Source organism: Burkholderia sp. BCC1988 (genome assembly GCF_905339895.1).
Classification (GTDB): Bacteria; Pseudomonadota; Gammaproteobacteria; order Burkholderiales; family Burkholderiaceae; genus Burkholderia.
On record NZ_CAJPHA010000012.1, the window covers coordinates 217,139 to 231,901 of the forward strand.

Consider the following 14,763-nt stretch of genomic DNA (forward strand, 5'->3'; position numbering starts at 1 on the left):
CTCGTCCGATGCCGCTTGCCTACCGCCACCACCCCCGCCCGCCTTGCCGTGGCCCCGACGAACGAGGACGCTTCGCCCGTGATTTCCCCGCTCGAAATGACCCTGCTGCTGCTGCTGGCCTCGGTAGTGGGCGTCGTCGTATTTCGCTCGCTGAACCTGCCGCCGATGCTCGGCTACCTGACCGTCGGCATCCTGGTCGGCCCGCACGCGTTCGGCATCGCCGCGGACCTCGAACGGGCCGAGCATCTCGCGGAATTCGGCGTGGTGTTCCTGATGTTCTCGATCGGCCTCGAATTCTCGCTCGCGAAGCTGCGGGCGATGCAGCGGCTCGTGTTCGGGCTCGGGCTGCTGCAGGTGGTCGCGACCCTCGCGCTCGCGGTCGTGCTCGGCGCGTTGTTCGAGCGCTGGGTGCACATCACGTGGCAGGGCAGCGTCGCGCTCGGCGGCGCGCTCGCGATGTCGTCGACGGCGATCGTGTCGAAGATGCTCGCCGAGCGGCTCGAGATCGAGACCGCGCACGGCCGCAACATCTTCGGCGTGCTGCTGTTCCAGGATCTCGCGGTGGTGCCGCTGCTGATCGTGATCGCCGCGTTCGGCGCCGAGTCGTCGAAGGATCTCGCGCTCACGCTCGGGTTCGCGGCCGTCAAGATCGTGATCGCGCTCGCACTGCTGCTGATCGTCGGCCAGCGTTTCATGACGCGCTGGCTCAACGTCGTCGCGCGGCGCCGCTCGCAGGAACTGTTCGTGCTGAACCTGCTGCTCGTCACGCTCGGCGCCGCGTTCATCACCGACCGCTTCGGCCTGTCGCTCGCGCTCGGCGCGTTCATCGCGGGGATGCTGATCTCCGAGACGCCGTTCCGGCATCAGGTGGAAGAGGACATCAAGCCGTTCCGCGACGTGCTGCTCGGCCTGTTCTTCGTGACGACCGGGATGCTGCTCGATCCGCGCGTGATCTGGGAGCATCCGTTGCTGGTGCTCGGCTTCTTCGTCGGGCAGATCCTGTTCAAGGGGACGATGATCGCCGGGCTCGCGCGGCTGTTCGGCGCGACGCCGGGCGTCGCGATGCGCACCGGCATCGGCCTCGCGCAGGCCGGCGAATTCGGCTTCGTGCTGCTGAACCTGATCCTCGACCGGCATCTCGTCGATTCGACGCTGCTGCAGGCGATCCTCGCGTCGATGCTGCTGTCGATGCTCGCCGCGCCGTTCCTGATCCAGAACGCCGACCGGATCGTGATGCGGCTGTCGTCGACGGAATGGATGCAGCAGTCGCTGCAGATGACGCGGATCGCGACGCAAAGCCTCAAGCAGCGCGGCCACGTGATCATCTGCGGCTACGGCCGCGCCGGGCAGAACCTCGCGCGCATGCTCGAGCAGGAAGGCATTTCGTACGTCGCGCTCGACCTCGACCCCGATCGCGTGAGCGCGGCCGCGACGGCCGGCGAATCGGTCGTGTTCGGCGACGCGGCGCGCCGCGAGTCGCTGCTCGCCGCCGGTATCCATCGCGCGGCGGCCGTCGCGATCACGTATGCGAACACGCCGTCGGCGCTGCGCGTGCTGCACCACGTGCACGAGCTCGAGCCGACGCTGCCGGCGATCGTGCGCACGGTCGACGATGCCGATCTCGAGAAGCTGCTCGCGGCCGGCGCGACCGAGGTGATTCCGGAGATCGTCGAGGGCAGCCTGATGCTCGCGTCGCACACGCTGGTGCTGGTCGGCGTGCCGATGCGCAAGGTCGTGCGGCGCGTCGAGGAGATGCGCGACGAGCGCTACAGCCTGCTGCGCGGCTATTTCCGCGGCGCCGACGACACGGACGACGACGATCACGAGCAGGTGCGGCTACAATCGGTGCCGGTCGACGCGCGCGCGGATGCGGTCGGGCGCTCGCTGGAGGAACTCGGGCTGTATGCGCTCGGGCTGGAAGTCACGGCGATCCGCCGGCACGGCATCCGCGGCGTCGAACCCGACCCGCAGACCAAGCTGCGCGCGAGCGACATCGTCGTGCTGCGCGGGCTGCCCGAAGCGCTCGCGCTCGCGGAGGAGCGGCTGTCGCGGCATCGGCGCGAGCCGCCGGCCGCGCTCGCCTGAGTCGCGCTTCGATAACCTGACCCGTATTTATTCGAAACGGTGCCCGATCTTCGCGCACCGTTTTTTTCGGAGAGTTTCATGCCGCATTCGTCGCCGGGCGCACCGCTCGATCCGGTCGCCTTCATCCACAGCCAGATCCGCACCGTGCCCGACTGGCCGCAGCCGGGCGTGCAGTTCCGCGACATCACGACGCTGCTGCAGAGCCCGAAGGCGCTGCGCATCCTCGTCGACCTGTTCGTCGAACGCTATGTCGATGCGAAGCTCGACTACGTCGCGGGGCTCGACGCGCGCGGCTTCATCATCGCGCCGATCGTCGCGTACGAGCTGAGCGTCGGCTTCGTGCCGATCCGCAAGGTCGGCAAGCTGCCGTACAAGACGCGCTCGGAATCGTACGACCTCGAATACGGCAGCGCGACCGTCGAGATCCATGAAGACGCGTGCCGCCCCGGCGACCGCGTGATCATCATGGACGACCTGATCGCGACCGGCGGCACGATGATGGCGGGGCGCAACCTGCTGCAGCGGCTCGGTGCGGTCGTCGTCGAAGGCGCGGCGATCATCGACCTGCCCGATCTCGGCGGCTCGACGCTGCTGCGCAACGCGGGGCTGCCCGTCTATACCGTTACCGAATTCGCCGGCCACTGAACCACCGGAGCCGGCCCACGCCGCGAGGTCACGATGCCCAACTTCATGCTGTTTCTCGCCACGTCGATCGCGATCACGTTCGCGCCGGGTCCCGACAACCTGCAGGTGCTCGCGCGCGGCATCTCGCAGGGCCGCGCGGCCGGCTTCGTCGCCGCGCTCGGCTTCACGGCCGGAATCCTGTTCCATACGACGCTCGCGGCGCTCGGCGTCGCGGCGGTGCTGCGCTCGTCGCCGGTCGCGTTCCAGACGCTGAAGCTCGCGGGCGCCGCGTACCTCGTGTGGATCGGCATCAAGGCGCTGCGCAGCCAGGGCCTCGCGAACGCGCACGAGCGCCCGCCGCAGCCGCTTGGCGCGATCTTCCGGCAGAGCGTGATCGGCAACCTGATGAACCCGAAGGTCACGTTGTTCTTCGTCGTGTTCCTGCCGCAGTTCGTCGATCCGCACGGCGTGCAGGGCGTGACGCTGCAGATGTTCGAGCTCGGCGCGCTGTTCATGCTGCAGACGGCCGCGATCTTCTCGCTGTTCGGCGTCGGCGCGGGCGCGATCGGCACGTGGCTGAAGCGCCGCCCGAAGGCCGGTGTGTGGCTCGACCGGATCGCCGGCGCGACCTTCATCGCGATCGGCATCCGCGTCGCGCTGAAGGACTGAGCCCGATGACGTTTCCGTGCATTGCGGCCGCGCGCCGCTTCGATCCGGCCGCGCACCTGCGTTTCGAGATCGCCGGCGTGGCCGTGGGCTGGGTGCGCCGCCAGGACATCGCGAAGCTCGCGCGCTGGCCCGACGTGTTCGAGCTGACGGACGCGCGCGTCGTGCTGTCGGCGCGCTACGACACGGTCGACGCGCGCAGCATGGCGCTCGCGAGCGCGATCGGCGCGCTGGCGGCCGAAGGCGCGATTCCCGGCTGGCGCGACGAGATCTATGCGATCCGCAACCGCTTCGACGATCCGCCGCTCGCGTACATCGAGCGCGCCGCGTCGCGCTTCTTCGGCACGCAGACTTATGCGGTGCACCTGAACGGCATCGTAGAATATGCGGCTGCGCCGGGTTCGCCCGCCGCGCCGCAGATGTGGCTCGGCCGCCGCAGCGCGACCAAGGCCACCGACCCCGGCATGCTCGACAACGTCGTCGCGGGCGGCATCGGCTGGGGCCTGGGCGTTCACGAGACGCTCACGAAGGAATGCTGGGAAGAGGCCGGCATGCCGGCCGAACTGGCGGCACGCGCGATCGCGGGCCGCGCGGTGCAGGTACTGTGTTCGCTGCCGGAAGGCACGCAGTCCGAACTGATCTTCGTGTACGACCTGCCGCTGCCGCGCGACTTCGCGCCGCACAACCAGGACGGCGAAGTGGCCGAGCACCTGCTGGCCGGCGTGCCCGAGGTGATCGGCTGGCTGCGCGAAGGCCGCGCGACGATGGATGCGAGCCTCGCGATGCTCGACACGCTGCTGCGCCACCGCTGGCTATCGGCGGCCGACGCCGCGGGCATCGACGCGCTGTTCGCGCCGGCCGCCTGACGCGCCACCTGGCGAGCCACCTGAAGGCGCCGCCTGCCTGCCCGGGCTCGGGCCCCAGGGTGAGGCCGGACGAACGGCCTATTTGACGAATACCGAAACGAAGGGAGTAGCGGTCATGTCGACCGATCACAGCTTTATCTTGAAACTGTCGTGCCCCGATCGGCATGGCATCGTCCACGCGGTCTCGGGCTTCCTGTTCGAGCGCGCCAACAACATCCTCGATTCGGCGCAGTTCGGCGACAGCCGCACCGGCGAGTTCTTCATGCGCGTGCACTTCGTGCAGGACGGCGACGGCGCGGATGCCGCGTCTGCGCTCGATACGCTGCGCGAGGAATTCGCGCCGCTCGCCGAGCAGTTCGGGATGCGCTGGGAAATGCACGACGCGGCCGTGAAGCCGCGCGTCGTGATCATGGTGTCGAAGATCGGCCACTGCCTGAACGACCTGCTGTTCCGCTACCGCACCGGCCAGCTGCCGATCGAGATTCCGGCGATCGTGTCGAACCACAAGGAGTTCTACCAGCTCGCCGCCAGCTACAACATCCCGTTCCATCATTTCCCGCTCGTCGGCGGTTCGTCCGATGCGGCGAAGGCCGCGCAGGAAGCGCGGGTGCTGGAAGTGATCGACGAACACCAGGCCGATCTCGTCGTGCTCGCGCGCTACATGCAGATCCTGTCGCCGAACATGTGCCAGCAGCTCGCCGGCCGCGCGATCAACATCCACCATTCGTTCCTGCCGAGCTTCAAGGGCGCGAAGCCGTACTACCAGGCGTTCGACCGCGGCGTGAAGCTGATCGGCGCGACCGCGCACTACGTGACGACCGACCTCGACGAAGGCCCGATCATCGAGCAGGAAGTCGAGCGCGTCGACCACAGCATGACGCCCGACCAGCTCACCGCGATCGGCCGCGACGTCGAGTGCGTGACGCTCGCGCGTGCGGTGAAGTGGCACGTCGAGCACCGGATCGTGCTGAACGGGACGAAGACCGTCGTGTTCCGCTGATCGGCTGATCGGTGACGCGCGCCGGCCGGCCTGCGCAGGCCGTCGGTTGCCGCAAACAAGAACGCCGCGCCCTTGACGGGGCGCGGCGTTTTTTTATCGCGTGATGCGCGGGGATCGGGTTGCGTCGGGTACGGAGCGTCAGATCAGCCGCAGCATGTACAGCTCGCGCTTCATGTACGCATAGAAGATCGGCGCGGCGATCACGCCTGGCAGCCCGAACGCGGCTTCCATGATCAGCATCGCGAGCAGCAGCTCCCACGCGCGCGACTCGATCTGGCCGCCGATGATCTTTGCGTTCAGGAAGTATTCGAGCTTGTGGATCACGACGAGGAACGCGAGCGACGCGATCGCGGTGCCCATGCTGACCGACAGCGACACCGCGACGATCAGCGTGTTCGAGATCAGGTTGCCGATCACGGGCAGCAGGCCGACGATGAACGTGACGAGCACCAGTGTTTTCGACAGCGGCAGCCGCTGGTGGAAGATCGGCAGCGCGACGAGCAGGTAGATGCCGGTAAAGGTCGCGTTGATCGCCGAGATCTTGATCTGCGCGAACACGATCCGGCGGAACGATTCGGCGAAGCGCGACACGCGCGTGACGAGCGCGGTCGACAGCGGCCGGCGCACTTTGCCGTGCTCGACGCCGATCGCGATCATCGCGCCGATGATCATCCCGAACACCACGTGGCCGAAGCCGCGCGCGACGCTCTTGCCGCCTTGCTGGAGCTGGTCCATGTGCGAGTGCATCAGCAGTGCCGCCTTGGTCTTCATCTGTTCGACGTCGACCGGCAGCAGGTTCGCGATCCAGGCCGGCGTGCGGGCGCGCGTCTGCTCGACGATCTGCATCAGCTGGCCAAGAAGGCTCTGCAGGTTCGGCACCGTGTGCTCGAAGTGGTCGATGATGCCGATCGTGAGGCCCGTGAGCCCGCCGACGATCGCGATCGAAAGCAGCACGACGGCGACCCAGCGCGCGCGCATGCTTGTGGTGTGGCGTTCGATCACCGGGGCGATCGTGTGGATCAGCTGATAGACCAGCATGCCGGCCAGCAGCCCGCCCAGCAGCTTGAGTTCGATGACGAGCACCATCGCGACGAGGGCGAACAGGTAGCTGCCGATCTCGATCGCCGACAGCTTCGGCAGGCTGAAGTCGCTCGTCAGCCGCACGCTGCGCAGGTGCGGCTCGCGGTTCTGCGCGTCGCGCGACTCTTGTTGCTTCTCCATCATGGATTCCTGTCGTTCGTGTGCCGTGCCGCGCGGTGGGCGACACGGCGGCGATCGCCCGGCGCCGCACCGGATTGGTGCGGATGGCGAACCTTACGACCGTAAAGTATAGCTGCCATTATGGTCCGCCACGGGGCTGTTTGGCTCGTGGTGTAAACGCAGAGGGGAAAACCGCAGAAGGGAAAACGAGGAGGCCGGCGCCGCCCCGCTGCCGGGCGCGCGCGGCCGGGCAGCCGCGCGCGGGAACGGAAAGTGTCAGCCGGCCGCCGCCTTGCGGGCCGGGCGCTTGAGCAGCGGCGCGAGGTACTTGCCGGTGAAGCTCGCCTTGGTCTTCGCGACCTGCTCGGGCGTGCCCTGCGCGATGATCTGGCCGCCGCCGGCACCGCCTTCGGGGCCGAGGTCGATCACCCAGTCGGCCGTCTTGATCACGTCGAGGTTGTGCTCGATGATCACGACCGTGTTGCCCTGGTCGCGCAGCCGGTGGATCACCTCGAGCAGCAGCGCGATGTCGTGGAAGTGCAGGCCGGTGGTCGGCTCGTCGAGGATGTACAGCGTGCGGCCCGTGTCGCGCTTCGACAGCTCCAGCGACAGCTTCACGCGCTGCGCCTCGCCGCCCGACAGCGTCGTGGCCGACTGGCCGAGGCGGATGTAGCCGAGGCCGACGTCGAGCAGCGTCTTCAGCTTGCGGGCGATCACCGGCACCGCGCTGAAGAATTCGTACGCGTGTTCGACCGTCATGTCGAGCACTTCGCTGATGTTCTTGCCCTTGTACTGCACTTCGAGCGTTTCGCGGTTGTAGCGCTTGCCGTGGCACACGTCGCACGGCACGTAGACGTCCGGCAGGAAGTGCATCTCGACCTTCAGCACGCCGTCGCCCTGGCACGACTCGCAACGGCCGCCCTTCACGTTGAACGAGAAGCGGCCCGGATCGTAGCCGCGCTCCTTCGCGGTCGGCACGCCCGAGAACAACTCGCGGATCGGCGTGAACAGGCCCGTGTAGGTGGCCGGGTTCGAGCGCGGCGTGCGGCCGATCGGCGACTGGTCGACGTTGATCACCTTGTCGAAGTGCTCGAGGCCCTCGATCGCCTCGTGCGGCGCCGGCTCGGCCGACGAGCCGTACAGGTGGCGCGCGACCGCGTGATACAGCGTGTCGTTGATCAGCGTCGACTTGCCGGAGCCCGACACGCCGGTGATGCAGGTCAGCAGGCCGACCGGCAGCTCGAGATCGACGTGCTTCAGGTTGTTGCCGTGCGCGTCGACGATGCGCAGCATCCGCTCGGGATCGGGCGCGAGCCGCTCGTCCGGGTATTCGATCGTGCGCTTGCCGACCAGATACTGGCCCGTCAGCGACTGCGGGTTCGACTGCACCTGCTTCGGCGTGCCTTCGGCCACGATCACGCCGCCGTGCTCGCCGGCGCCCGGGCCCATGTCGACGACGTAGTCGGCCGTGCGGATCATGTCCTCGTCGTGCTCGACGACGATCACCGAGTTGCCGAGGTCGCGCAGGTGCTTGAGCGTCGCGATCAGGCGGTCGTTGTCGCGCTGGTGCAGGCCGATCGACGGCTCGTCGAGCACGTACATCACGCCGGTCAGGCCCGAGCCGATCTGCGACGCGAGCCGGATCCGCTGCGCCTCGCCGCCGGACAGCGTTTCGGCGCTGCGCTCGAGCGACAGGTAGTCGAGGCCGACGTTGTTCAGGAAGGTCAGGCGCGCGACGATTTCCTTGATCACCTTGTCGGCGATCTCGCGCTTCGCGCCGTCGAGCGACAGGCCGTCGAAATAGCCGAGCGCGTCGCGCAGCGGCCAGCCGCTGATTTCATAGATGCCGCGCGCGTAGTCGCCGGTGCCGACCCGCACGTGGCGCGCCTCGCGGCGCAGCCGCGTGCCGTCGCACGACGGGCACGGCTGGTTGTTCTGGTATTTCGCGAGCTCTTCGCGCACCGCGACCGAATCGGTCTCGCGGTAGCGGCGCTCGAGGTTCGGGATGATCCCTTCGAACACGTGCTCGCGGATCGTCGTGCGGCCACGCTCGTTGATGTACGAAAACGGGATCGTCTGCTTGCCCGAGCCGAACAGCAGCACCTTGCGGATCTTTTCCGGCAGGTCCTCGAACGCGGCGTCGATGTCGAATTCGTAGAACGCCGCGAGGCTCTGCAGCATCTGGAAGTAGAACTGGTTGCGGCGATCCCAGCCCTTCACGGCGCCCGCGGCGAGCGACAGCGACGGGTGCGCGACGACCCGCTTCGGGTCGAAGAACGTGATCTGGCCGAGGCCGTCGCATTCCGGGCACGCGCCCATCGGGTTGTTGAACGAGAACAGGCGCGGCTCGAGCTCCTGCAGCGAGTACGAGCAGATCGGGCACGCGAACTTCGAGCTGAACAGGTGTTCGTGGTCGGTATCCATCTCCAGCGCGATCGCGCGGCCGTCGGCGAGGCGCAGCGCGGTCTCGAACGATTCCGCGAGGCGCTGCTTCATGTCCGGGCGCACCTTGAGACGATCGACGACGACGTCGATCGTGTGCTTGTCGTTCTTCTTGAGCTTCGGCAGCGACTCGACCTCGTAGATCTTCGCGACGCCTTCGTTCGCGGTGCCGCCGCCCGAGCGCACGCGAAAGCGCACGAAGCCCTGCGCCTGCATGTCCTCGAACAGCTCGGCGTGCTCGCCCTTGCGGTTCGCGACGACCGGCGCGAGGATCATCAGCTTGGTTTCCTCGGGCAGCGCGAGCGCCGCGTCGACCATCTGCGACACGCTCTGCGCCTCGAGCGGGATGTCGTGGTCGGGGCAGTACGGGGTGCCGACCCGTGCGAACAAAAGTCGCAGGTAGTCGTGGATTTCGGTGACCGTGCCGACGGTCGAACGCGGGTTGTGGGACGTCGCCTTCTGCTCGATCGAGATCGCGGGCGACAGGCCCTCGATCAGGTCGACGTCGGGTTTCTCCATCAGTTGCAGGAACTGGCGGGCGTACGCGGACAGGCTCTCGACGTAGCGGCGCTGGCCTTCGGCATAAAGGGTGTCGAACGCGAGCGACGACTTGCCCGACCCGGACAACCCGGTAATCACGATCAGCTTGTGGCGCGGCAGGTCGAGATTGACGTTTTTCAGGTTGTGGGTGCGTGCCCCACGGATACGGATCTGTTCCATGAACCTGGCGAAAATGGAGGGAACCAAACCTGCTACTATAACGGCTTTTCGAGGCCGTCGTTGGGGGCCCCCAGCCTTTGCAGCAGCTGGCAGCAAGGCGGTGTCCACGCCGGGAAGGCGGCCGCGCCGCACGGCGCGAGGCGGCCCGCAGGCTGCCTGCCCGACGTCCCGGAAAGCGGCCCCGGAAAGCGCCTGCCAGGCCTGCCGGGCCGGTGGCCCTGATCTTCCGCCGCCCGCCGCCGGGCGGACATTCCGATCATTCGAAATTCATTCCCGATGTCCAATCCGTCCGCCACGTCTTCCCGCATGAGTGCGCCCGAACTGCGCGCGACCACGTCGCTCGCGGCGATCTTCGCGCTGCGCATGCTCGGCCTGTTCATGATCATGCCGGTGTTCTCGGTCTACGCGAAAACCATCCCGGGCGGCGACAACGTGCTGCTCGTCGGCATCGCGCTCGGGGCGTACGGCGTCACGCAGTCGCTGCTGTACATCTTCTACGGGTGGGCGTCGGACAAGTTTGGCCGCAAGCCCGTGATCGCCACCGGCCTGCTGATCTTCGCGCTCGGCAGCTTCGTCGCCGCGTTCGCGCACGACATCACGTGGATCATCGTCGGCCGCGTGATCCAGGGGATGGGCGCCGTGTCGTCCGCGGTGCTCGCGTTTATCGCCGACCTGACCTCCGAGCAGAACCGCACGAAGGCGATGGCGATGGTCGGCGGCTCGATCGGCGTGTCGTTCGCGGTCGCGATCGTCGGCGCGCCGATCGTGTTCCACTGGGTCGGGATGAGCGGGCTGTTCGCGATCGTCGGCGTGCTGTCGATCCTCGCGATCGGGGTCGTGGTGTGGATCGTGCCCGACGCGGCGAAGCCCGTGCACGTGCCGGCGCCGTTCGGCGAGGTGCTGCACAACGGCGAGCTGCTGCGCCTGAACTTCGGCGTGCTCGTGCTGCACGCGACGCAGACGGCGCTGTTCCTCGTCGTGCCGCGCCTCTTGGTCGACGGCGGGCTGCCGGTCGCCGCGCACTGGAAGGTCTACCTGCCGGTGATGGGGCTCGCGTTCGTGATGATGGTCCCGGCGATCATCGTCGCGGAAAAACGGGGCAAGATGAAGCCGGTGCTGCTCGGTGGCATTCTGGCTATCCTGATCGGCCAATTGTTGCTCGGCAGCGCTCCGCATACCATCCTGATTGTGGCGGCGATCCTGTTCGTGTACTTCCTGGGTTTCAACATCCTGGAAGCGTCGCAGCCGTCGCTCGTGTCGAAGCTCGCGCCCGGTTCGCGCAAGGGCGCGGCCACGGGCGTCTACAACACCACGCAATCGATCGGGCTCGCGCTCGGCGGCATCGTGGGCGGCTGGCTGCTGAAGCACGGCGGCGCGAACACCGTCTTCTACGCGTGCTCGGGGCTCGTGGCGGCGTGGCTTATAATCGCGGCCAGCATGAAAGCGCCGCCGCGCAAGGCCTGAACCTTCTTTTCGGGCAGGCACCGGCGGCGCTCGCCGGCTTGCCCGGCGGGCCGCTCCGACGACATTCGCGGGCGGCCCGGCATCGAATTTACTGGAGAAACACATGGCATCCGTCAACAAGGTCATCCTCGTCGGCAATCTCGGCGCCGATCCTGAAGTCCGTTACCTGCCGAGCGGCGACGCGGTTGCGAACATCCGTCTCGCGACGACCGATCGCTACAAGGACAAGGCAAGCGGCGATTTCAAGGAAATGACCGAGTGGCACCGCGTCGCGTTCTTCGGCCGTCTCGCCGAAATCGTCAGCGAGTACCTGAAGAAGGGTTCGTCGGTCTATATCGAAGGCCGCATCCGCACGCGCAAGTGGCAGGGCCAGGACGGCCAGGATCGCTACTCGACCGAAATCGTCGCCGACCAGATGCAGATGCTCGGCGGCCGCGGCGGTTCGGGCGGCGGCGGTGGCGGCGGTGACGAAGGCGGTTACGGCGGCGGCTACGGTGGTGGTGGCGGCGGCCGCGGCGGCGAACAGATGGAACGCGGCGGCGGCGGTCGTGCCGGCGGCGCGCCGCGCGGCGGTGCAGGCGGCGGCCAGAGCCGTCCGAGCGCGCCGGCAGGCGGCGGCTTCGACGAGATGGACGACGATATTCCGTTCTGAGCGGAACGCCGGTTCCCGATGTAAAGAGGGGCCCGAATCTCCACGCTGAATCACTGGTTCAGCCTGGATCTTCGGGTCCTTTTTTCGTTTACGCGTTTTTTGGGGTGTGGGCGGAACGTGCCCGATCGGGCGTGAGGAGCGTCGTGGTGGCGTCGTGCAAGGCGGGGAGAAGCCGCTTGCGCCGGCCGCGTCGGATGGGCGAGACTTGAGAATGGACTCCCCCGTCAGCGAACGTTCGTCGTCGCGGGCGCGATGGCCCTGACGTCTGTTGTGCTTACGTGGCGAGCATGCCGACCGCAAACTTCAACCGACGCAACCGCGCCGGTGAGCAGGTTTCCTGAAGCCCTGCAACGGCGCATTCCCGACATGGGGGCCGTGGCATTCACACCCGAGTCACCTGCTTCGGACGGTGCGAACCATGACAAGAGCGGCGCCGTGGCCGCCGCAGAACCGCTTACGCTTCCGTGACGATCGCGACCAGATTGCTGACGCGCTCGACGGATTTCCCACCCTTCGGCCAACGGACCAGCGCGTCGCTACCGTTGATCGACAGGATCACGCCATCGCTGCGGTCCACGGCACCCGTGAACGTGACACGGTTTACTTTTGCCGACGGCGAAAACGAAGCCGCGCTGCGGCCCGGCAGCAGATCCATCAGGAACGAAAATACGGGGTACACGACTGCTCCTTCGCAAGCTTGAACTACGGGTTTTCCCTAGTTTAACAGTTCGGATGTTGCGTCGCAACATTAGCCCTTGTGCCCGTTCCTCGTGCGCGCGTCTTCCGTCGTGATTTCCAGTCGTTCGTCGCGCCGCTCAGCAAATCTCCCGGGCGGTTCGTGTATCTGATCGATGTCACGCGGCCGCCACGATTGACCGGCTAAGCTCGATTTTTCGACGTTTCGATCGAAGGAGACACAATGCGGCGGGTCGTATTCAACCAGAAGGGCGGGGTGGGCAAGTCGACGATCGTCTGCAACCTGGCGGCGATCAGCGCGAGCGAAGGGCTGCGCACGCTCGTCATCGACCTCGACGCGCAGGCGAATTCCACGCACTACCTGCTCGGCGACCGGGCGACGGACGCGCATCCCGGCGTCGCCGAATTCTTCGAGACCGCGCTGACCTTCAACTTCCGGCCGGTCGACGTCGCATCGTTCATCCATCCGACGCCGTTCGACGGGCTCGACGTGATGCCCGCGCATCCGGACCTCGACACGCTGCACGGCAAGCTCGAGTCGCGCTACAAGATCTACAAGCTGCGCGACGCGCTCAACGAGCTCGACACCTACGATGCCGTCTACATCGACACGCCGCCCGCACTGAACTTCTACACGCGCTCGGCGCTGATCGCGGTCGAGCGCTGCCTGATTCCGTTCGACTGCGACGACTTCTCGCGCCGCGCGCTGTACACGCTGCTCGAGAACGTGAAGGAAATCCAGCAGGACCACAACGCGGCGCTCGAGGTCGAAGGGATCGTCATCAACCAGTTCCAGCCGCGCGCGAGCCTGCCGCAGCGGCTGGTCGACGAACTCGTCGAGGAAGGGCTGCCGGTGCTGGCGTCGCGGCTCTCGGCATCGGTGAAGATCCGCGAGTCGCATCAGCAGTCGACGCCGGTGATCCATCTCGAGCCGGCACACAAGCTCGCGCAGGAGTTTCGCGCGCTGCATCGCGAACTGGTCGGGTGAGCGTGTCGGCGCTGGCCCGGCCCGGCGGTTTATATACGATCATTGAATTCGTCATTAATAATCCCGGTAACGATTTCAAAATAAATCTGGAAAAACGATTACAGGGGAATCCGCCCTATTTTCCAATGCGCACCTGTTTTTCAAATAACCGGAATAATGACGGGGTAAATGTTACGGACGTCGCGGTGCGCCATGCCGTAAAAAAGTAAAAATCATTTCGGGACAAGGCGTTGCGACGCGGCCCCATTGTGTGCGGGCGCAGATTGCGAGGAGATCAACCCGATCGATCAGGGTTTTCACCTAGTATTAATGCCATTTAATTGACAATTAATCCATCTAGAATGGCAATCTTCAACTCCCCGCAGTCAATCGTGCCTGCGGGTTGTGAATAAGGAAGCGGACCTCGATCTGGCTTCCATTTTTTTTCGTTCGTCTCTCGCATTGCTAACAGGAGCGTGCCCGATGTCCGTATTTGCCCCCGAAAAATTCGCCGCCGATTATCAGTCCGGAATTGCCGCCTGGTTCGCGATTGCCCGTCCGGCAATCAATGGTTTCGAGGCCGTCGTCGAACTCAACCTGCAAGCGGCCAAGACGGCGCTCGAGGAATACGAGGACAAGCTGAAGAACGCGTTCAACGCGAGCAACCCGGCTGCGGGCTTCGCGCAGCAAGTCGCCGCACCGCAGGAAGCGGCCGGCAAGGCCGTCGCGTACGGTCGCCATCTGTTCGACATCGCGGTGTCGACGCAGGCCGAGTGGGCGAAGGTCGCGCAGGCGCAATACGAGCAGAACGACAAGCGCGTGAAGGAGGTGGTCGGCGAGCTGACGAAGCATGCGCCGGCCGGTTCGGGCGCGGTGGTCGCCGCGCTGAATTCGGCGCTGTCCGCGGCGACTGCCGCGGCAGACTCCGTGCGCGCAGCGACGGGGCAGGCAATCGAAGCCGCACAAAGCGGTTTCGACGCGGTCAGCGAAACGGCGACGCGCGGTGCCAAGCAGACGGCGGCTGCCGCACGCAAGGAAGCCGCTTCGCGCGAATCGGCTGCATGACCGCGTGTCGCGCGCAGGCGCGACACCATTGATCGAACGGCGCCGGCGGGCGCCGGCCGCCGCGTGTGCCGCGTGGTGGCCGGCGGCGTCCGGCTCGCCGCAGCGTGTCCGGGCCCGGCTGGAGCGGGCGAACGGGGGGCGCGCATGAAGGCGCGAGCCCTGAGCCGCATCGCGGGTCGTATGGCGCTCAAGCGCCGACGTCGGCCGCCGTGCCGCCCGGCCCCGGCACGCGATACAGCATGCAACACGGATCGACCCACTGATTTCGACGCAGGAACAAAACATGACGGACGTAGTGATCGTATCGGCCGCGCGG

General features: G+C 66.7%; 12 protein-coding genes. 9 read left to right on the plus strand and 3 right to left on the minus strand.

The features are described from left to right. Positions 1-78 precede the first annotated feature (78 nt). The 5 genes from U4012_RS19235 (at position 79) to purU (ending at position 5,241) form a co-directional block, all read left to right on the plus strand. Positions 79-2,085 (plus strand): monovalent cation:proton antiporter family protein, encoded by a 2,007-nt coding sequence (locus U4012_RS19235; protein WP_044847457.1) that lies wholly within the window; start codon positions 79-81, stop codon positions 2,083-2,085. A gap of 78 nt (positions 2,086-2,163) precedes the next feature. Further along, a complete protein-coding gene (locus U4012_RS19240; protein ID WP_011657958.1) occupies positions 2,164-2,730 on the plus strand; it encodes an adenine phosphoribosyltransferase in 567 nt (188 codons plus the stop codon). Positions 2,731-2,763: 33 nt separating this feature from the next. After that, entirely contained in the window at positions 2,764-3,378 is a 615-nt protein-coding gene (locus U4012_RS19245; RefSeq protein WP_044847456.1) for a LysE family translocator, read from the plus strand. A gap of 5 nt (positions 3,379-3,383) precedes the next feature. Next, complete coding sequence (locus tag U4012_RS19250) at positions 3,384-4,241, plus strand: NUDIX hydrolase (RefSeq protein ID WP_044847455.1); 858 nt, start codon at positions 3,384-3,386, stop codon at positions 4,239-4,241. 115 nt (positions 4,242-4,356) lie between these two features. Beyond that, positions 4,357-5,241: a formyltetrahydrofolate deformylase gene (purU, locus tag U4012_RS19255; RefSeq protein ID WP_044847454.1), complete on the plus strand. Its 885-nt coding sequence runs from the start codon at positions 4,357-4,359 to the stop codon at positions 5,239-5,241. A gap of 138 nt (positions 5,242-5,379) precedes the next feature. Here the strand turns inward: purU and U4012_RS19260 are convergent, their stop codons facing one another. Continuing rightward, the gene (locus U4012_RS19260) at positions 5,380-6,462 is read right to left on the minus strand and encodes an AI-2E family transporter (RefSeq protein WP_044847453.1); all 1,083 of its coding nucleotides are present in this window, start codon (positions 6,460-6,462) and stop codon (positions 5,380-5,382) included. Positions 6,463-6,717: 255 nt separating this feature from the next. Continuing rightward, complete coding sequence (gene uvrA, locus U4012_RS19265; protein WP_044847452.1) at positions 6,718-9,603, minus strand: excinuclease ABC subunit UvrA; 2,886 nt, start codon at positions 9,601-9,603, stop codon at positions 6,718-6,720. 276 nt (positions 9,604-9,879) lie between these two features. On the opposite strand from uvrA, the gene U4012_RS19270 reads away from it, so the two are divergent. Then, positions 9,880-11,067 (plus strand): MFS transporter, encoded by a 1,188-nt coding sequence (locus tag U4012_RS19270; protein ID WP_044847451.1) that lies wholly within the window; start codon positions 9,880-9,882, stop codon positions 11,065-11,067. A gap of 103 nt (positions 11,068-11,170) precedes the next feature. Continuing rightward, positions 11,171-11,719 (plus strand): single-stranded DNA-binding protein, encoded by a 549-nt coding sequence (locus U4012_RS19275; RefSeq protein WP_124486498.1) that lies wholly within the window; start codon positions 11,171-11,173, stop codon positions 11,717-11,719. Positions 11,720-12,173: 454 nt separating this feature from the next. On the opposite strand, the gene U4012_RS19280 is transcribed toward U4012_RS19275, so the two are convergent. Next, positions 12,174-12,374 carry a hypothetical protein gene (locus U4012_RS19280; protein ID WP_235879267.1) on the minus strand — a complete coding sequence of 67 codons (201 nt, stop codon included), beginning with the start codon at positions 12,372-12,374 and terminating at the stop codon, positions 12,174-12,176. Between the two features lie 264 nt (positions 12,375-12,638). Here U4012_RS19280 and U4012_RS19285 point away from each other — a divergent pair, with 264 nt between their 5' ends. Together U4012_RS19285 and phaP are read left to right on the plus strand one after the other, a co-directional pair. Further along, positions 12,639-13,403 (plus strand): ParA family protein, encoded by a 765-nt coding sequence (locus U4012_RS19285; RefSeq protein ID WP_044847448.1) that lies wholly within the window; start codon positions 12,639-12,641, stop codon positions 13,401-13,403. Between the two features lie 462 nt (positions 13,404-13,865). Beyond that, a complete protein-coding gene (gene phaP / locus U4012_RS19290; RefSeq protein ID WP_044847447.1) occupies positions 13,866-14,447 on the plus strand; it encodes a TIGR01841 family phasin in 582 nt (193 codons plus the stop codon). Positions 14,448-14,763 lie beyond the last annotated feature (316 nt).